The organism is Herbaspirillum sp. YR522 (assembly GCF_000282575.1).
GTDB lineage: Bacteria > Pseudomonadota > Gammaproteobacteria > Burkholderiales > Burkholderiaceae_D > Herbaspirillum.
In genome coordinates this window covers 17,312-37,070 of sequence record NZ_AKJA01000041.1, presented here as the reverse complement: position 1 = coordinate 37,070, position 19,759 = coordinate 17,312, and the positions used below count along the sequence as shown (strand labels likewise).

Here is a 19,759-nt window from a genome sequence, read left to right as displayed (position 1 = left end):
GGCTTCGCCGACAGCCACGCCGCCGGCTGGGTCGATTGCGACGACCTGGCGGCGTTGCTGCGGCTGGCGCTGCGCAATCGCGAGGCACTGGAAAAGGGCGTCTATGGCGGGCGCCTGGCCGGCTGGTGGTATCGGCTGCGTCACCTGTTGCGTGCCAATACGTTGCGCGGCAGCCGGCGCAATATCCATGCGCACTACGACCTGGGCAACGATTTCTACCGCCTGTGGCTGGACCGGGGCATGACCTATTCCAGCGCCATCTTCGAGCGCCCCGGCCAGCCGCTGGCCGAGGCCCAGGATGCCAAGTACCGGCGTATCGTCGAGCAGCTCGGCCTGCGCCCCGGCGACTCGGTGCTGGAGATCGGATGCGGCTGGGGCGGCTTTGCCCAGTACGCCGCCGAGCGCGGGGTGCGGGTGCATGGCGTGACCATCTCGCCGGCACAGCTGGAAGTGGCTCGCCAGCGCCTGCGCGGCAACGGCCTGGATCGCCTGGCCACGGTCGAGTTGCGTGACTACCGCGAGCTGCGGGGCCAATACGATGCGGTGGTGTCGATCGAGATGCTGGAAGCCGTCGGCGAGCGCTACTGGCCGCGTTACTTCGACACCGTCGCGGCTTGCCTGAAACCGGGCGGCCAGGCGCTGATCCAGTCGATCACCATCGCCGAGGAGCGTTTCCTGCGCTACCGTGACAGCTCCGACTTCATCCGCGAGACCATCTTCCCCGGCGGCATGCTGCCCAGTCCCGAGCGACTGGCCTCGCAGGCGCGGCGGGCCGGATTGCAACTGCGCGACCAGTTCTTCTTCGGGCGCGACTATGCCGAGACGCTGCGCCGCTGGGAGCGGGATTTCATGGCCCGGCGCGAGGACATCGCCGCGCTCGGTTTCGATGAACGTTTCCTGCGCCTGTGGCGGCTCTACTACACCTATTGCGAGGCCGGTTTCGACGAGGGCCAGATCGATGTAGGCCAGTTCCTGTTGGCCAAGACCGTTCACTGAACAGGAGCCTGCGATGATCCTCGCCCCGATGAACAAGCCCGTACATGACTGGCACGGCCGCCGTATCTGGGTCATCGGCGCCTCCAGCGGCATCGGCGCGGCGCTGGCGCGCCAGGCGCTGGCCGCAGGCGCCAGGGTGGCCCTGTCGGCACGTCGCGCCGATGAGCTCGAACAGGTGGCCGCCGGCCATCCGCAGTCCCTGCTGGCACCGCTCGACGTGCTGAGCCCGGAGGGCTGGCAGCGCCAGTACGCGCGCATCTGCGAAGTCTTCGGCGGGGTCGACCTGCTGCTGTTCTGCGTGGCCCGATACCAGCCCGAGCGCAGCTGGGAGGTGCGCCAGGCGCAGGCCGAACAGACGCTGCGTACCAATCTGTCCAGCGTCTACGTGGCGCTGGATACGGTGCTGCCCGGCATGCTCGCGGCGCAACGCGGCGGCATCGCGCTGGTGGCCAGCGCCGCCGGCTATGTCGGCCTGCCCGGCGCCAGCGTGTACGGGCCGGGCAAGGCGGCGCTGATCAACCTGGCCGAGATCCTGTATGGCGACCTGCATCGCAAGGGACTCGATGTCTACCTGATCAACCCCGGCTTCGTGCAGACCGGGCTGACCGCCAAGAACAAGTTTGCGATGCCGGCGCTGCAGACCCCCGAGCAGGCCGCCAGCGCGATCTGGGCTGGCATCGGGCGCGGGCTGTTCGAAATCCACTTTCCACGGCGCTTGACCAACTGGCTCAAGCTGCTGCAGATGCTGCCGTTTCGCTGGCGCACGGCGCTGCTGCAACGACTGGTCGGTGTCTCGTGAACGCGCGGCTCGATGCGCTGCTCGACTGGTATGCCACGCTGTCGCCGGCGACGCTGGCGCGGCTGCCGCAGTGGTATGCCGCCGATGCGCATTTCAAGGACCCCTTCAACGATGTCACGGGGTTGGCGGTGATCTCGCGCATCTTCGGGCACATGTTCGAGACCACCGAGCATCCGCGCTTCGTGATCCTCGAGCGCATGGCGCAGGGGACGCAGGGCTTTGCCACCTGGCGTTTCGAATTCGGCCTCAACGGCCGGCAGTACACGGTGCTGGGCGCATCCCACCTGCGTTTCGACGATAGCGGACGGGTATGCGAGCACCGCGACTATTGGGATGCGGCCGAGGAACTGTGGCAGAAGCTGCCCGTCATCGGCGCCCCGGTGCGCTGGCTGCGGGGGCGTTTTCGCGCCGGCTGACGGCGTTCAATCGGTGGTGCTGGGGCTCCAGAACACCTGCTTGACGGCCGGCAGCGCCGACAGCCGGGCCACCAGCGCGTCGAGTTCGTCGCCGTCCACCGAAGTCGCCGCCAGGGTTGCCTCGATCTCGACCTCGTCTTCGTTGAACGGGCGCACCTCGAGGTCGTGCGTGGGGTAGCGCGACAGCTCCAGCATCGAGGTCACCTGTGCCAGCACCAGCTTCTGGTGCGCTCCCTGGACGATCAGGTGCAGGGTGTTGGTCACTTCCACCGATGGTACGTCGAGCGGCTTGCGGTTGATGGTATTGACGATCGGGCGCAGCAGGGTATTGGCGGCCAGCACGAACACCGTGGCCAGGATCGCCTCCAGGATCAGGTCGGCGCCGGCGGCCGCGCCCACGGCGGCCGATCCCCACAAGGTGGCGGCGGTATTGATACCGCGTACGTTGCCTTCTTCGCGCATGATCACGCCCGCGCCCAGGAAGCCGACCCCCGACACCACATAGGCCACCACATGGACCGCGCCGTCATGGCCGCCCATGCGATTGGCCAGGTCGACGAACACCGCCGCGCCCAGCGCCACCAGCACGTTGGTGCGCAAACCGGCGGTGCGCTGGCGGTATTGCCGTTCGAGGCCGATCAGGCCGCCCAGCACGAAGGCGGCGGTCAGGCTGACAAGGGTATCGAGCAGCGAGTCGAGATTGATGTTCTGGAGGATTTGCATGGCAAGGCGCAGCGTTGGCGTGGAAGGTCGGCGCGGGGATTGTGCGCGATGATGCCGGTCAAATGCAACAGGGGCATGACAGCAGGTGCCGCGGCGCCGCGTGGCGCGCTTTGCCGCGAAGCGCTACGATGTGGCCTGATTTCAACTGCCGAGGTTCGTCATGACTTTTTTCTCCCGCCTGCGCGCATTCGTCGCCTGTGCCCTGGCCTGCGCTGTGTTGCCGCTGGCCGCACAGGCGGCCGGCCACCCGCAACCGGTCGAGGGCGACTGGGTCGCGCCCAGGTTCGAATTCCACGATGGCCAGGCCATCGAGCACCTGCGCCTGCATTACGTGACCATCGGCGACCCTTCCAACCCGGCCGTGCTGGTGCTGCACGGCACCTACCAGGCGGCCACGGCCATGCTCAGCCGCGATTTCGCCGGTGAGCTGTTCGGCCCTGGCCAGCCGCTCGATGCCAGCCGTTACTTCATCGTGATCCCGGACGGCATCGGCGTGGGCAAGTCGAGCAAGCCTTCCGATGGCTTGCGTGCGGCCTTTCCGCAATACAACTACGCCGACATGGTGCAGGCGCAATACCGCATGCTGACCGAGGGCCTGGGCATCAGGCACCTGCGCCTGATCATCGGCAATTCGATGGGCGGCATGCAGACCTGGCTATGGGGCGGCACCTATCCCGGCTTTGCCGACGCCCTGGTGCCGATGGCCTCGCAACCGACCGAGATGGCCGGTCGCAACTGGCTGATGCGCCGCATGCTGGTCGAATCGATCCGCCAGGACCCGGCCTGGAACGGGGGCAACTACACCAGCCAGCCGCCATCGCTGCGGCTGGCCAACAACCTGTTCATCTTCGGCACCAACGGCGGCACGCTGGGCTACCAGCACAATGCCGGCACCCACGCCCGGGCCGACAAGCTGGTGGACGAACGGCTGGCCGCGCCGGTGACGGCCGACGCCAACGACTTCATCTACCAGTGGGGTTCATCTGCCGATTACAACGCCATGCCCAACCTGGCCCGCATCAAGGTGCCGGTGCTGGCGATCAATTCGGCCGACGACGAGCGCAATCCGCCCGAGACCGGCCTGATGCAGGCTGCCCTGAAGGACTTGCCCAACGCGCGCCTGTTGCTCATTGGCGCCAGCAGCGACACCCGTGGCCACGGCACCACCGGCATGGCAAGGTTCTACGCGCGCGAACTGGAACAGTTCATCAAGGGCTTGCCCGCGCGCTGATGGCGCCTGGCTGTTGCGCTCGCCCGGGCGTCGATCTGTTACTCGTCGACGCCGGGGCGATGCGGCATGATGCCAGGTTCCATCGCCTTTTTTCATATGGGCCGCGCATGAATGCCTTCACCGCACCGCAACCGACGCTGGGTGGCCGGTTGCTTCAACTCCAACCCTTGCAGGCCGGACATCGCCAGGGTTTGCTGGAGGCCGCCGCCGACGGCCAGCTGTGGAACATGACCGTCACCGTGGTGCCGTCGGCGGCGACCATCGACCATTACTTGTCCACAGCGCTGCAGGGCCGTGCCGCCGGCAGTGCCTGGCCGTTCGTCATCGTGCTGCGCGGCAGCGGCCAGGTGATCGGCGCCACCCGCTTCTGGAAGATGGATGCGGCCAATCGCAAGCTGGAAATCGGCCACACCTGGCTGGCGCAATCGCACCAGCGCAGCGGCGCCAATACCGAAGCCAAATGGCTGTTGCTGCAGTACGCCTTCGAGCGACTCGGCTGTGTGCGGGTGCAATTGACCACCGACGAACTAAATACCCGCTCGCGCCAGGCGATCCTGGGCATCGGTGCCACGCAGGAAGGCATCGTGCGCCATGAGCGCATCATGCCGGACGGGCGCAAGCGCAACTCGGTGCGCTTCTCGATCATCGATGACGAGTGGCCGGCGGTGCAGGCCGGCCTGCTGCAGAAGCTGGCACGCCCCCGCTGACGCCCATCCCTGGTCACCGGTCCGGCGCACCGGCGCGGGACACCGCCTGCTCCAGGTCGGCCACCAGGGCCGCGCAGCGGCTGGCCAGCAGGCCCTGCAGTTGGCGCACGGCCGGCGAGAACTGGCGCCGGTGCGGGCACACCAGTTGCAACGGCGCGGCCTGGCCACGCTGTCGCGCCAGCACGATCTGCAGCCGCCCGGCGCGCACGTCGTCACCCACGTCCAGCCACGACTTGTAGGCGATGCCTTCACCGGCAATCGCCCAGCGCCGTACCACGTCGCCGTCGTCGGTCACCAGCGGGCCGCGCACGGCAACCGTGTGCTGGCTCCCCTGGTCGGGAAAGAACCACTTGTCGTAGACCCGGCCATGCAGCTGGTACAGCAGGCAATCGTGGTCGGCCAGCTGCGCCAGCGACCGGGGCGCGCCGTGACGTCGCAGGTAGTCGGGAGCGGCCACCAGCACGCGCCGATTGTCGCTCGCCAAGGGCAGGGCGATGAAGCTGGCGTCTTCCATGCGACCGTAGCGGATGGCGATATCGACCGGATCGCGAAACACATCGGCGACCTGGTCCGACACCAGCAGGCGCAGGTCCAGCCGGGGATGGGCGCGACGAAATTCCGACAGCCAGGGCAGCAGCACCCGGCGCCCCAGGTCCGACGGCGCGGCCACCTGCAAGGTGCCCGACAATTGCGTGGCGTCGCCGCGCAGGCCATCCTGGCCATCGCGCAATGCCTGCAGCGCCTCGGTGGCATAGGGCAGGTAGCGTTCGCCTTCCTCGGTCAGGCGCAGGCTGCGGGTGGAGCGGGCAAACAGGCGGATGTCGAGATCGCGCTCGAGGCGGGCGATGGCGGCGCTGACCTGGCCGGGCAACAGGTCGGCCTCGCGCGCGGCCTGCGAAAAGCTGCCCAGTGCAGCCGAGCGGAGAAACAATTGCAGGTCTTCGAGACGGATCATCTTCACACCGGGAGTGAAAGTGCTTGTCGCGGCAGCGGCTGGTCGACGGCGCTCCGAGTTCGTATCATGGGCATCAACAGCGGTCGAACGCATATTGCCGGCATGACATCCTGCCATCGATCACCGACTTAACCTCTGCCAAAGGAAATGAAATGAAAGCAATAGTCTACACGCAGCATGGCCTGCCCACCTCCGACGAGCGCGCACTGGTCGACATCGAGCTGCCCGACCCGACCCCCGGCCCGCGCGACCTGCTGGTGGAGGTCAAGGCGGTCTCGGTCAATCCGGTCGACACCAAGATCCGCCGCGGTGCGGCGGTCACCGCGCCGCGCGTGCTGGGTTGGGACGCCGCCGGCGTGGTGCGCGCCGTCGGCGCCGAGGTCAGCCTGTTCAAGCCGGGCGACGAAGTGTTCTATGCCGGTTCGCTGACCCGGCCCGGCGCCAACAGCCAACTGCACCTGGTCGACGAACGCATCGTCGGCCGCAAGCCATCCAGCCTGGACATGGCCGACGCGGCGGCGATTCCGCTGACCGCCATCACGGCCTGGGAGTTGCTGTTCGACCGCGTGGGCGTGCCCGAGAATGGCGGCGAGGGCCGCCGGCTGCTGGTCATCGGCGCCGCCGGTGGCGTCGGTTCGATGCTGCTGCAACTGGCGCGCAAGTTGACCCGCCTGACCGTGATCGGCACCGCATCGCGCCCCGAGACGGTCCAGTGGGCCAGCGACCTGGGCGCCCATCACGTGATCGACCACACCCGGCCGCTGGCGCAGCAGTTGCAGGCACTGGGCATGGACCACGTCGACATCGTCATCAGCCTGACCCATACCGACCAGCACTACCCGCAGATCGCCGAGGTGCTGGCGCCGCAGGGCCAGTTTGCGCTGATCGACGACCCGGCCACGCTGGACGCGTTGCCGTTGAAGCGCAAGAGCATTTCGCTGCACTGGGAGTTGATGTTTACCCGCTCCATGTTCGGCACGCCCGACATGATCAAGCAGCACGAACTGCTGCAACGGGTCTCCCGCCTGATCGACGATGGCGTGCTGCGCACCACCGTCGGCGAACGCTTCGGCACCATCAATGCGGCCAACCTGCGGCGCGCGCATGCGCTGATCGAGACCCATCGCGCGCGCGGCAAGGTGGTGCTGGAAGGGTTCTGAGGCGGGCGCTGCGCCGTCGGCTTATTATTGCCAATATTGCAATATTGCGTGGAGGTGCGGCGCAGCGTGTTAAATTATCGGCTCCGGGCTGGCTTGAACGGCCCGGGCCTGATTCACTACCCCTATAGGAACCCTAGTTGGAAAACATATTACTGATCGTCGCAGCCTTCTTCCTGGTTGCGTTGAACGGTTTTTTCGTTGCAGCAGAATTCAGTCTGGTCAAGTTGCGACAAACGCGCATCAGGGCCATTGCCAAGACTCAGGGCCTGCGCGGCCGCATTCTGGCCGTCGTGCACAATCAACTCGATGCTTATCTCTCTGCCTGTCAATTGGGCATCACACTGGCCTCCCTCGGCCTGGGCTGGATCGGTGAACCGGCATTTGCCCGACTGCTGGAACCGCTGTTCTCGCTGGTGGGCGTGACCAACGCCGAACTGATCCACGGCATTTCCTTCGTCTTCGCGTTCTTCGTCATCTCTTTCCTGCATATCGTCGCCGGTGAGCTGGCGCCCAAGTCGCTGGCCATCCGCAGCCCCGAGAAGCTGGGCCTGTGGTGCGCGATGCCGCTGTACGGTTTCTATTGGGGCATGTATCCGCTGATCTGGGTGCTCAACGCCAGCTCCAACGCTTTGCTGCGCGCCGCCGGCCTGGGCGCCAACCATGGTCACGACGCCCATTACTCCTCGGACGAACTCAAGCTGATCCTCAGGGCCGGTGGCAAGAGCGGCAAGAATGGCAAGTTCACGCGCGACGAGTGGAACATGCTGGCGCAAAGCCTCAACTTCAGCGAGATGGATGTGGCCGATATCATGCGCCCGGCCAGCGAGATCATTGCCCTGGGCGATGACAAGTCGCTGGCCGAGAACATGGAGATCGTCTATCGCAACCGCTTCTCGCGCTATCCCTATTTCGATAGCGAGCGTCGCCTGGTGCTTGGCCTGGTGCACTTGAAGGATGTGTTCCTGGCGCAGCAGGACGGTCGCGCCATCGTCAACCTCAAGGATTACCTGCGTCCGGTGCAGTACATCTCGCCGGCGCTGCCGGCGCTGGACCTGCTGCGACGTTTTCGTACCGGTTCGCCGCACTTTGCGATCATCGGCAAGAAGGGGCAGTCGCCGCAGGGCTTCATCACGCTCGACAACATGCTCAGCCTGCTGGTGGGCGAGATCCGCGACGAGTTCCGCCACAACAGCGGCGAGTGGGCGCGCCAGGATGACGGCACCCTGCTGGGCAAGGGCAGCCTGCCCATCGTCACGCTGGAAAACATGCTGGGCATCGACATCGAGTACGACGACAGCATCGATTCGGTGGGCGGCCTGGTGATGGAAAAACTGGGTGACCTGCCCAAGGAAGGCCAGAAGATCGAATTCGCCGCCTTCGACGTGGTCATCAAGCGCATGTCCGGTCCCAAGATCGTGCTGGTCAAGATCTATCCCAAGGCACAACCGGCCTAGTGCGCAATAGCGATGCCCGGCACGGCTGGCTGCCGTGCCGGCATCGCTATTGCTTGCTTCTCCTCCTCCTCCTCCTCGTCCTTCCCGCTTACTCCCATCGATTGCCTGTTGTTGATTGCCTGGCGTCGGCGCCCGGGCAGGGCAATCCGCGCCTGCGACAGGGTTCAAAAAATATCTGGAAGTGGGCTTCACCTTTCGCCTTTGCGTATTGGCGCCCGGCGCCGATCCTATGATGGCTTCCCACGTATGCGGGCCGGCAGCGGGCCGATCGGGATCGCGCACAGCCGTGGCCGGCATCGCGCCGGCATCCCCCGACGCACTGCCAGGCAGCTGCATGCCTGTCTTCCCTGATGAAAAAGGAGTCGTCATGAACCAGTCCAGCAGCATCCCGGCCCTGTCCGACACCAATGCCTCGCAAGCGGCGCAGGCGATCAATGTGCTTTCGCCGGCAGCCCGCCAGCGCCTGAGCGACCTGTTCACCGCGCGCGCGGCCATGCAGCCCATTTCGGTGAGCTATGATCAGCCGCAGGCGCCGGCCGACCCCTGGGCCATCTTCGAGCTGCGCAAGAACGGCAACAGGTACTCGCTGGTGCCGACCGTGGAGGGGGCGACCCTGGTGCCGCGCGCCGATGGCTTGTTCATCTATGTGGTGCGGGCCGACGACCCGGGGCGTATCTACGTCGGCGTGCCGTATGGCAGGGTGGCGATCGACGACGCGCGCCTGGCGATCCAGGGGCATACCTCGCTCACGCAACGCGCCGACGTGCTGTATGCGGGAGACTTCCACCTGCGGCAGGGGCGGCTGGAGTTCTGGACCAATGGCAGCGGACATTATCGGCCTGCGGCAGACCGGCGCCAGGCCAACCTGTTGCCGGTGGTACGGACCCTGCTGCCGGAGGCCAGTTTCGTCGACTACTGGAACCAGGAAAACAGCCACCGGCGCACCCAATTGGAGCAACTACGGGGATACATGAACATGATGGACCCGCATGCGCCACCTGCAACCCCGGCGCCGGCCGGCGGCACCAGTAACACCAGCACCGGTAACACCAGCAACAGCAACAGCACCAGCGGCACCGGCAACAGCACCAGCGACAGCATCCTCGACAGCACCAGCGGCGAGGGCCGGCTGCGGCTGCGCATCGGCAACAGCGAGGTAGCCCTGGAACATGCGATGGACCTGGGTGCGATGCTCGACGAGCGCCCCTTGCATGGCGCGCTGCGCCAACCGACTGCGCCGGCCATGCTGCAGAACGGCCTGGCGGACCGCCTGAGTTTCGACGGCGACCTGCTGGAGCGGCAGATCGTGGCGCAACGCATCACGGGCATCGAGGACCTGCTGTTCGAACTGGCGGGCCAGCGGACCGGCAACGCGCCCATTGTCGTCGATGGCGGGAGCCGGTCGCGACCATGGATCGCCCAGGCCAATGCCATGCTCGAGAGGGTGCAGACGCTGTCGGCAATGATGTTGCACCAGCCACGGCAGAATATCGTGACCTGCCTGATGCCCGGCGACGCACCGATCCGCCATACCGGGCTGGGCCTGCACCTGTTCGGTATCTATAACGGCTTGCGCGGATTGCGCACGGCCATCGTGCGTGGTGACACCTCCGGCGCCATCGCCGCCGGCAGCGAATTGGCCGCCACCGGCATCGGCGTGGCGGCCGAGGAGGCCCTGCAGAGCCTGGGCGCCGTCGCGCAGCGGGGCACGGCCCACAGCCTGAACCAGTTCTCGCGCACGGCGATCGGCAGGCTGCTTGGCGGGCCTTCCCGCCTGGGAAGCAACCTGGCGCGCAGCGCACCGCTGGCGGGTGCCCTGATCACGGCGCCCTTCGATGCCTATAACGCCGTCGATTCCTTCCAGCTGGCCGCGCAGGCCAGCGGCGCACAGGCCCAGGATCATTACGTGGACGCCGGCCTGGCCACCGTCAGCCTGGTCACCACGGTGGGATTGGGAGCGGCCGGCTACGCCGGCCTGGCCAGCGCCGGGCCGATCGGACTGGCAACGGGGGCGGTGCTGGTGCTGGTGGGACGTACCTACCACAGCGTGCGCTATGTGGAGCGGCTGCAGGGCGAGATCGCGTTGACCCGGGGCGAGGTGGTCGCCACCGGCCTGCGCAACGTCATCGGCATGGATCCGCCTCGGGACGTGCTGGACCGCCTGACCATCAGCCAGGCGGTGAGCGCCTATCGGCAGGACACGCAGCAGCGGCTGCAATCCAGCCTGGCGCACCTGGGCCGGCTCGGCGTGAGCCAGGTGGTATTCGGCGACGCCATCATCAGCTTGCGTGCGCCGTTGCAGCGAACCGAGCGCGAGATGCGGCCAAGCCCGGCCGGCGAAGTCATGATCACGCGCGTCATCGAGGAACCGCAGCCGCCCGACATCATCGGCAATGCCGGTGACGACTTCGTCGATGCCCGTGCCGGGCTGGGCGCGCTGCAAAACGTGGTGAGCATTGCCGAGGCCAGCGACGACAAGGTGCTATGGATGACCGGCCGGGGCGACGATACGCTCATGGGCTTGCGCATGCGCGGCAACCTGTTCGACGTACAGGCCGGCAAGAAGACGATGCACGGTGGTATCGAGGCCGATCGTTTCGAGCTCAATGCAGCGCCGCACCAGGGCTCGGTGCTCGATGGCGGGCTCGGCGACGACACGCTGGTGCTGTCGCTCACGCCCAGCACCGCCGGCACGCTCGAGATGGCATTGGCCGGCCATGCCTGGCGCCACGACTATCGGCTCATCGAGGACCGGGCGGGAGACAACTACCAGGCCGCCGGCAGCCAGAACTGGATGACCTACCCGCGCGACCTGCCGGGGCTTGACCTGCCGCTGTCACCCGGCTGGATCGACATCGACGGCAAGCGCAGCGAGTTGATCTCGATCGAGAACGTCATCACCAATGCCGGCGCCACCACCCGCATCGTGGGCAACGGCCAGGACAACCTGTTCGTACTCAACGGTCGCGATGACAGCGTCGATGGCGGCCTGGGCGATGACACCTATATCGTCCAGGGCGGCGGCAACATTCGTGTCAAGGCCGGCGCCGGGGCCAATCGCTACCAGCTCCAGCGCACCATCGAGAAGGTCGAGATCGACGGCGCACGCGCCGGCCAGCACACCCTGCACCTGGACTTCGACCTGCACGAGCTGCTGTTCGAGACCAGGCAGCAGGCGGTCGAGATCAGTGTCGCCGGGCATCCCGACCAACGCATCGTGCTGGCGGACATCTATCGTACCCGTGACGACGGCCAGCGCGAGGCGGTGCGCCCCGATGGCCAGGTGCGCCTGATGACGCGCGATGCGATGGCGGTCACGCCGCTCTTTTCGCGTTACACCGAACAGGCCGACGGCCTGATCGAACTGTTGGCCAAGCCGTGGACGAATCCGGCCCTGCAGGGACCGGGCCGGTTCGCCACGGCGCAGGAAATCCGGCAGCTCGACCAACTGGTAGCCGCCAGCGGTGGCTGGCAGGGCGACACGGGCATGGCGTCGGCAGGCCAGGTAGAGCCGTCGGGCCAACGTGACGCACTGCTGGGTGCTCCGCTGGCCATGGCGGCTTGACGGCAGCCTTTTGCATGGCGCGGCGCGATGGCGTCGCGCTTTTTTTTGTTCCCGGCCATGGAGGCCGCCATAGGAGGATAACGATGGATGCCACCCCCCGCTCCGACAACCCCACCAGCCAGCGCGAGCAGGCGCAGCAGGTGCTCGATCCCTTGCTGCGGGCGCAGACTGCGCTGGCACCGATAAGCGAGTTCCACGGGCCCGGGGAACGGCAACAACCGGCCGATCCCAGGTTCGTCTTCGAATTGCGCAAGAACGGCGCCGATTATTCGTTGCATGCCACCGATGCCCGGGCCAGTTTCGTACCCGAGGTCGACGGCGAATTCATCTATGTCATCAAGGCCAGCGATCCGGGGCGGGTCTATGTCGCGCTCGACCGACGCTTGTCGCCTCCCGCATTGCGTCGTTATGGGGTGCAGGGGCATACCTCGATCGACAACGGCAGCGACGTGCTGTATGCCGGCGAGTTGTCCTTTCGTGCGCGGCGCCTGCAGGCCTGGGACAATTCCAGCGGGCATTACCGCCCGGCTCCCGAGGCGCGTCATGCCAACTTGCTGCCAGTGGTCAGGAACCTGCTGCCCGAATCGTTGTTCGGCGATGTGCGCAAGCCGATGACCTTGCGACTGGGCCGGCTGGACGTTACCGTGGACGACCTGCGTGCCATGGGCGCACGCATCAATGGGCGGCCGCTATGGAGCGTGGCGCTGGCCGAGGGCATCGATGTGCTGCAGCAAAACCTGGCGCAGCGGTTGCAGTTCGAGGCGCAATACCTGGTGGGAGGGCAGCGGGCCGATCGCGCGGTACGCAACGCCGAGATCCTGATGGAAGTCGCCGCTACCCGGGGCAGCACGCACCCGCTGGTGATTTCGAAGGCGGGCGACAACCTGCTGGTGGCGGCCCTCAACGACCAGCTGGGGCGGCTCAGGCTGGCCGTCGGGCGTATCGCAAGTGGCGCCAGGTCCAATGTCATCACCTACCTGATGCCGGGCGGGGGCGTGGTCAGGCAGACCGGTGCCGGGTTGCAGGTATTCGGCATCTACAACAGCGTGCGTAGCCTGTCGGCCGCCATCGAGCGTGGCGACACGAGCCAGGCGGTGCTGCAGTCGGCCGGGCTGGGCGCGCAGGGCGCAAGCCTGGCCGCCGAAGCGCTGATCCCCAGGCTGGGCCGGGCGCTGCAGGCCGGCGGTGTGGCGCACTTCAATGCATTCGCCGCCAGTAGCCTGGGCCAGCGGCTGGGGGGCACGGCAAGGCTGGGTACCAATGTCGCCCGCAGCGGGGCGGCAGTGGGCACCGTGCTGACATTGCCGTTCGACATCTACCGTGCGGTCACGTCGTTCCAGCAGGCCTCGGTCACCAGCGGTCGTACGGCGCAGGACCATTATGTCGATGCGGGGTTTGCCACCGCCGGTGCGGCGCTGTCCGTCGGGTTGGCCGCAGCCGCCTTTGCCGGGGTGAGTGCCGCGGGTCCGCTGGGCATCATCCTCGGCCTGGGCCTGGTCATCGGCAACGGAATCTATCACAGCGTGCGCGAGGTCGACGAGCTCGATCGCTATGCCCGCCTGGGCGCGGGCGAGCGCTTCGTCACCGGCTTGGGCAGCATGCTGGGGATCAGTGCCGCCCAGGACATCGAGGATCGCGCTGCGGTGGGACGTGCGCGCGAGGTCTACCAGCGTGCCAAGCGGCGCCAGTTGCAGGCGGTCCTGCAAGAGAAGGACTGGCGCGTGGCGATCTTCGGCGATGCCGTGATCACCCCGCAACCGCCGCTGCAGCAATGGCGCAGTGGCCTCATGATGGATCCCTACTACGATGCCATCGAACTGGTACAACAGCCGGCCAAGGTAATCGACAACGCCGCCGACGATAGCATCGATGCCAGTGCGGGACTGCGCGGCGTGGCCAACCGGGTGCGGCATCGTGCATCGTCGGGCGATACGATATTGTGGGCCACCGGTGACGGTAACGACCGCCTGCTGGCGCCGGCCGGACGGATCAGTGTATTCAGCCTGCACCGCGGCACCAAGGCAGTGCGCGGCGGTGACCGGGACGACATCTTCATGCTCAATGCGGCCCCCGGCGCAGGTTCGGCCTTCGACGGCGGCGACGGCGCCGATACGCTGGTACTGGCGGCGTCCCCAACGGCCGCGGGAACGGGCCAGGTGCAGGTGCGCGTGGCGCTGGACCGCTACGACCAGCCCTGGGAGTGGGATGCCTCGCCCGCCGACTATATCGAGATCGACGACGATGGCGTGCAGCACAGCCGCCGCAAGACCGGCACGCGGGTGTCGCCGTCCGGGGATGCGGGCACCCTGTGGTGGGATGGTCGCGCCAGCGCGCTGCGCGCCATCGAGAACGTGATCACCAGCGCCGATGCCACCACCGCCGTCACCGGCAACGACCAGGACAACGTATTCGTGCTCAATGGCCGCGGCGACAGCGCCGCCGGCCTGGGCGGCAACGATACCTACGTCGTCAACGGCGCCGGCCACGTCAGGCTGTATGCCGGGGTCGGCGAGAACCACTTTCGCCTGGGGCGTGGTATCGATACCGTCGATATCCTGAGCGGGTCCGTGCGCGACCGCCTGATGCTCGAATTCGACCTGGCCGACATCGAGGCCCGGGTGGTCGGTCGCGAATTGCGTATCTCGCTGGCTGGTGAAGCCGACGAGGCGCGCAAGACGGTGAGCCTGCAGGGGCTGCTGCGCGATGATGGCAGCGGCGGCACGGTAGCCCGGCGCGACGACGCCGACCTGCTGCTGTGGACGCGTGACGGCTTTGTCGTGGCGCCGCTGCTGAGCGCCCTGGAGCGCGCCGAGGACGGCATGATCGAGTTGGCGGCAATGCGCGCCAGCGGCGCCCAGCTGCAGGCCATGGAGCTGCTGCTGCAGGCTGCCAGCGCCATGGCCGGCGCGCCGGCCACGGGGCTTGCCGCTGGCGAGCCCACCGCCCCCAGCCTGGCGCAGGCGGTGCTGGCCAGCCCGGGGCTGTCCTGATACGGCTGCCGGGGGCATGAAAAAGGCCGCTGGCCTTGACGGCGAGCGGCCCTGTCGTGCTGGCCAGGTCGACCAGACCCGGCCGGGGATCAGAACCCCAGGGTGCGACCATCCGGATTGCGCGGATCGGAATAGCCGTAGAAACCATCCGGCTTGATCTGGATGGTCTGGGTACGGCCCATCGACGGCTGTACGCTGACCTTCTGGCCCTTGTCCTGCAGGATCTTCACGGTATCGGCCGACAGGCCCTTCTCGACCCGCAGCTGGTCCGGGGCCCACTGGTGGTGGATGCGCGGCGTGATGGTGGCCTCGGCCACGTTCATGTCGTAGTCGATCACGTTGAGGATGGTCTGCAGGGTGGTAGTGATGATGCGGCTGCCGCCCGGGCTGCCGGTGACCAGGAAAGGCTTGCCATCCTTGAGCACGAAGGTGGGCGACATCGACGACAGCGGTCGCTTGTAGGGACCGACCGCATTGGCGTCGCCGCCGATGAGACCGAACGCATTGGGCACGCCCGGCTTGGCGGCGAAGTCATCCATCTCGTTGTTGAGCGTGATGCCGGTACCGGTGGCGACGATGCCGCTGCCGAAATTGAGGTTCAGCGTATAGGTCGTGGCCACCAGGTTGCCGTCCTTGTCGGCCACAGAGAAATGGGTGGTCTGGTCGCTCTCGTAGGGCTGTGGCTGGCCCGGCTTGATCTCGCTCGATGGCGTTGCGCGCTCGGGGTTGATTCGCTTGGCCAGCTCGTCGGCATAGGCGCGCGAGGTCAGGCCCTTGACCGGTACCTTGGTGAAATCGGGGTCGCCCAGGTATTCGGAACGGTCGGCATAGGCCAGCTTCATGGTCTCGGCCATCAGGTGGATGCTCTGTGCGCTATCGGCACCGTACTGCTTGAGCGGATAGCGTTCCAGGATGTTCATCATCTGGATGATGTGTACCCCGCCCGAACTCGGCGGTGGCATCGACATCACCTGGTAGCCGCGATAGTTGCCGCTCACCGGGGTGCGCTCGACCACCTTGTAGTTCTTCAGGTCCTCGGCCGTGATCAGGCCGCCATGCTTGTCCATCTCGGCCACGATCTTCTTGGCGATGGCGCCTTCATAGAAGGCCGACGGCCCTTGCCTGGCGATCAGGCGCAGCGACTTGGCCAGGTCTTTCTGCACCAGCTGCTCGCCGCTTTGCAGGGGACGGCCATCCTTGAAGAAAATCGCCTTGCTGGAGTCCCACTGGCCCAGGTGTTCGCGCTCGGCGGCCAGGATCTGTGCCAGGCCCGGACTGACCGGATAACCCTTTTCGGCCAGCTCGATGGCCGGCTCGATCACCTGCGACAACTTCATCGTGCCGTACTTGGCCAGCGCATGCGACAGCCCCGCCACCGTGCCGGGCACGCCCACGGCCAGGTGCGTATAGAGCGAGCGGCCGGGGACCACGTTGCCCTTGTCGTCCAGGTACATGTCGCGGGTGGCGCGCTGCGGCGCCATCTCGCGAAAATCGAGGGCCACGTTCTTGCCGGTCTTGGCATCGTGGATCATCATGAAGCCGCCGCCGCCGATGTTGCCGGCGTTGGGCAGCACCACGGCCAGCGCAAAGCCGACCGCCACCCCGGCGTCGATCGCATTGCCGCCGCGCTTCAGGATGTCGACGCCGACCTTGGTGGCCAGCTCCTGCTCGCTGGCGACCATGCCGCGCTGGGTATGCAGCGGGCTGATGATGTCGTAGGTCAGGTCGTATTTGACCACCACCGGCGCGGCCGGCGCTGCCGTCTGGGCCTGCGCCGGCAGCAATGCCAGCGAGGTACACAAGGGCAGCAGCGCGAGGGCGGCAGGGCGGGTGAGTCCGCTGAATCGTTGCATGAGTTATCTCCTGGGGCTGGACGTATCAGTACATTTTTTATAAGTGTCACGTGGGCAGGCCACGTCGAGATTGTAGTGCTTGCTCCGGACTTGTCTAGAGGAAAAGTCTTACAGCGCGGACCCCAGCTCATCGGCGCCGATGGCGCCTCAAGTGCTTTCGCGCACCGCCAGTTCGAAGCCCAGGTCGAGCCGTCCGCGTTCGATGGCCTGCCCCTTGAGGCGGCGGATCAGCATGTCGGCCGCCCGGTAGCCGATGTCGTAGCGCGGCGTGATGACGGTGGTGATCGATGGCGTGGCGCAGGCGGCCCACGACAGGTCGTTGAAACCGGCAATGGCCAGCTGGCCCGGCACGGCGATGCCCTGGCGCTGGCATTCGAACAGTGCGCCCAGCGCCAGGTCGTCGTTGCAGCAGAACACGGCGTCGCAGTCGGGCCGCGCTTGCAATACCTGGCGCAACAACTGCGCACCCATGTCGACCGTGGTCGGCTGCGGCAACAGGACCTCGGTGGCCGGCTCCAGGCCCGCCGCCGACAGCCCTTTGCGAAAGCCGTCGCGGCGCTTCATCATGCGCGGATCGAGCTGGGCGGCGATGAAGGCGATGCGTCGATAACCGCGCTGGGCCAGGTGCTGCGCCACCGCAAAGCCGGCGCGCGACTGGGAGAATCCTACCGATAGGTCGCTGTTGCTGCGCCCCAGATCGAACATGCGCACCGCGGCAATGGCACGGCTGGCCGGGTGGGCCTGCAGGATCTCGTGCTGCTCGCTGCTCGACAGCAGGAAGCCGGCCGGCGCATGCGACAGGTAGGTCGAGATCAGTTGTTCTTCCTTGGCCCGCGCATAGCCGGTCTCGCCGATGAGGAACTGGTAACCGGCCTGGGCCAGGTAATCGCGAATGCCCGACAGCGTTTCGATGAAGACCGCGTTGGTCAGCGACGGCACCAGCACGGCGATGACCTGCGAGCGCGAAGAGGCCAGGGTGGCGGCGGCCTGGTTGGGCACGTAGCCCAGTTGTTCGATGGCGGCCATGATGCGCTCGCGCGATGCCTGCTGCACCAGCTGCGGCGCCTTCAAGGCGCGCGACACCGTCATCGGGCTGACCCCCGCCACGCGGGCGACGTCGGTGATGGTGACGCGGCCGGTGGCACGGCCACCTTTGGCGGGCAGGGGAGGGACCAGCGGGGGTGCTTCGCGACGGCTCATGGCTCAGTGATAGTTGGACTTGGCCACATGATACCGCGCCCCGATGTACGCCAAGCAACATCCTGCAGACCGGGATTTCCCGGCGGCAATCAATGTGGCGATGCAGCATGGAGAGGGTTTGACGCCGATAAAATGTTAGCGTTATCATCCGCTCCGATGTTAACGCTAACATCGCCCTTGCGGCACTCAGGAAAAAGACCAGGCCTGACCACAGGCCGATACAACATCAACACGACACTACGCAGATAGTGCGCACCGCAGCCACCAGGCCGGTGCCGATGGAGACGCACCGCTGATGCCGGGCGATCCGCCGGCGCATGCCTGGCGTACGGAGCGACTGTCGGCAGGAGATCCACCATGCTGGGCATGAGCCACGAAGCAACCTTGCTGTTGAATGCATTCATCGCAATTCTCGCGCTGGTCCTGATGATCACGCGCCTGCGCATGCACCCCTTTGTCGCACTGATCATCACTTCCGGCTTCCTCGGCCTGATCTCGGGCATGCCGCTGCCCAAGATCGTCAAGTCGTTCCAGGATGGCTTCGGCGGCGTACTGGGCTTTGTCGGCATCGTGCTGGGCCTGGGTACCATGCTGGGCAAGCTGATGGCCGAGTCCGGCGGCGCCGACCAGATCGCGCAGACGCTGGTGCGCGCCTTCGGGCGCGAGCGGGTGCATTGGGCGATGATGATGGGCGCCTTCCTGGTGGGCATCCCGCTGTTCTTCGAGATCGGCTTCGTGCTGCTGGTCCCGCTGGTGTTCATCGTGGCCCGCCGCTCGGGCGTGCCGCTGTTCAAGATCGGTATCCCCATGCTGGCCAGCCTGTCGGTGATGCATGGCCTGGTGCCGCCGCATCCGGGCCCGCTGCTGGCCATCGGCGTGTTCGGCGCAGATATCGGCAAGACCATCCTGTACGGGCTGATCGTGGGCCTGCCGACGGTGGTCATCGCCGGCCCCATGTTCGGCTCGTTCATTTCGCGCTATGTCGATGTCAAGCCATCTGACGAGCTGGTGGCACAACTGGCGCGCGAGCCGCAAACGGAAAATCCGCCCGGCTTTGCCATCACCCTGGTGACGGTGCTGGCACCGGTGTTGCTGATGCTGCTCAAGACCTTCGTCGATGTCGCGCTGCCCGAAGGCCACGCCATGCGCGAGCTGATGGATTTCATCGGCAACCCCATCGTGGCGCTGCTGGCGGCGCTGCTGCTGGCGATGTTTACCTTCGGCGTGGCACGCGGCTTCACGCGCCAGCAGGTGCTCAAGTTCGTCGACCAGAGCCTGGCGCCGACCGCTGCCATCGTGCTGATCATCGGCGCCGGCGGCGGCTTCAAGCAGATGCTGGTCAACAGCGGTGTCGGCACCGCCATCGGCCAGCTGGCCGTGCATGCGCAGATCTCGCCGCTGCTGCTGGCCTGGTTCGTGGCCGGTGTGATCCGCGTGGCCACCGGTTCGGCCACGGTGGCCACCATCACCGGCGCCGGCATCGTCGCGCCACTGGTGGCGCTGGTGCCCGGCACCAACAAGGAACTGCTGGTGCTGGCCACCGGTGCCGGCTCGCTGATCCTGTCGCATGTCAACGACGCCGGGTTCTGGCTGGTCAAGCAATATTTCAACATGAGCGTGGGCGAGACCTTCAAGACCTGGACCGCGATGGAAACACTGATTTCGGTTGTTGCTATCATCTTCATCATGTTGCTCAACCTGGTCGTCTAG

14 protein-coding genes are annotated in these 19,759 nt (G+C 66.5%); 10 read left to right on the top strand and 4 right to left on the bottom strand.

Annotated features, from left to right (window positions below; genetic code table 11):
* The 3 genes from PMI40_RS07230 to PMI40_RS07220 all read left to right on the top strand — a co-directional run.
* Positions 1-996 (top strand): cyclopropane-fatty-acyl-phospholipid synthase family protein (locus PMI40_RS07230; protein WP_008113661.1); only part of this gene is annotated, 996 nt, incomplete at its 5' end.
* 13 nt (positions 997-1,009) lie between these two features.
* On the top strand, positions 1,010-1,795 hold the full coding sequence (locus tag PMI40_RS07225) for an SDR family NAD(P)-dependent oxidoreductase (RefSeq protein WP_008113660.1): 786 nt from the start codon (positions 1,010-1,012) through the stop codon (positions 1,793-1,795).
* On the top strand, positions 1,792-2,211 hold the full coding sequence (locus PMI40_RS07220; RefSeq protein WP_008113659.1) for a nuclear transport factor 2 family protein: 420 nt from the start codon (positions 1,792-1,794) through the stop codon (positions 2,209-2,211). The genes PMI40_RS07225 and PMI40_RS07220 overlap by 4 nt, the downstream gene beginning before the upstream one ends.
* A gap of 6 nt (positions 2,212-2,217) precedes the next feature.
* Here the strand turns inward: PMI40_RS07220 and PMI40_RS07215 are convergent, their stop codons facing one another.
* Entirely contained in the window at positions 2,218-2,934 is a 717-nt protein-coding gene (locus tag PMI40_RS07215) for an MgtC/SapB family protein (RefSeq protein ID WP_008113658.1), read from the bottom strand.
* A 160-nt stretch (positions 2,935-3,094) separates the two neighbouring features.
* Here PMI40_RS07215 and PMI40_RS07210 point away from each other — a divergent pair, with 160 nt between their 5' ends.
* Both PMI40_RS07210 and PMI40_RS07205 read left to right on the top strand, forming a co-directional pair.
* Positions 3,095-4,165: an alpha/beta fold hydrolase gene (locus PMI40_RS07210; RefSeq protein WP_008113657.1), complete on the top strand. Its 1,071-nt coding sequence runs from the start codon at positions 3,095-3,097 to the stop codon at positions 4,163-4,165.
* 107 nt (positions 4,166-4,272) lie between these two features.
* Positions 4,273-4,872, top strand: a complete 600-nt coding sequence (locus PMI40_RS07205) for a GNAT family N-acetyltransferase (RefSeq protein WP_008113656.1) — start codon at positions 4,273-4,275, stop codon at positions 4,870-4,872.
* Between the two features lie 13 nt (positions 4,873-4,885).
* Here the strand turns inward: PMI40_RS07205 and PMI40_RS07200 are convergent, their stop codons facing one another.
* On the bottom strand, positions 4,886-5,827 hold the full coding sequence (locus tag PMI40_RS07200) for a LysR family transcriptional regulator (protein ID WP_008113654.1): 942 nt from the start codon (positions 5,825-5,827) through the stop codon (positions 4,886-4,888).
* Between the two features lie 152 nt (positions 5,828-5,979).
* On the opposite strand from PMI40_RS07200, the gene PMI40_RS07195 reads away from it, so the two are divergent.
* From PMI40_RS07195 to PMI40_RS07180, 4 genes are all read left to right on the top strand, one after another.
* Positions 5,980-6,987 carry a zinc-binding alcohol dehydrogenase family protein gene (locus tag PMI40_RS07195; protein WP_008113653.1) on the top strand — a complete coding sequence of 336 codons (1,008 nt, stop codon included), beginning with the start codon at positions 5,980-5,982 and terminating at the stop codon, positions 6,985-6,987.
* Positions 6,988-7,124: 137 nt separating this feature from the next.
* The gene (locus PMI40_RS07190) at positions 7,125-8,441 is read left to right on the top strand and encodes a hemolysin family protein (protein WP_008113650.1); all 1,317 of its coding nucleotides are present in this window, start codon (positions 7,125-7,127) and stop codon (positions 8,439-8,441) included.
* Positions 8,442-8,808: 367 nt separating this feature from the next.
* A complete protein-coding gene (locus PMI40_RS07185; protein ID WP_008113649.1) occupies positions 8,809-12,006 on the top strand; it encodes a hypothetical protein in 3,198 nt (1,065 codons plus the stop codon).
* A gap of 83 nt (positions 12,007-12,089) precedes the next feature.
* Positions 12,090-14,996, top strand: coding sequence for a hypothetical protein (locus PMI40_RS07180; protein ID WP_008113646.1), 2,907 nt, complete (start codon positions 12,090-12,092; stop codon positions 14,994-14,996).
* A gap of 89 nt (positions 14,997-15,085) precedes the next feature.
* Here PMI40_RS07180 and ggt read toward each other — a convergent pair whose 3' ends face one another.
* A complete protein-coding gene (ggt, locus tag PMI40_RS07175; RefSeq protein WP_008113645.1) occupies positions 15,086-16,849 on the bottom strand; it encodes a gamma-glutamyltransferase in 1,764 nt (587 codons plus the stop codon).
* Between the two features lie 147 nt (positions 16,850-16,996).
* Positions 16,997-18,049: a LacI family DNA-binding transcriptional regulator gene (locus PMI40_RS07170; protein ID WP_008113643.1), complete on the bottom strand. Its 1,053-nt coding sequence runs from the start codon at positions 18,047-18,049 to the stop codon at positions 16,997-16,999.
* A gap of 357 nt (positions 18,050-18,406) precedes the next feature.
* Here PMI40_RS07170 and PMI40_RS07165 point away from each other — a divergent pair, with 357 nt between their 5' ends.
* Positions 18,407-19,759, top strand: a complete 1,353-nt coding sequence (locus tag PMI40_RS07165) for a GntP family permease (RefSeq protein ID WP_008113641.1) — start codon at positions 18,407-18,409, stop codon at positions 19,757-19,759.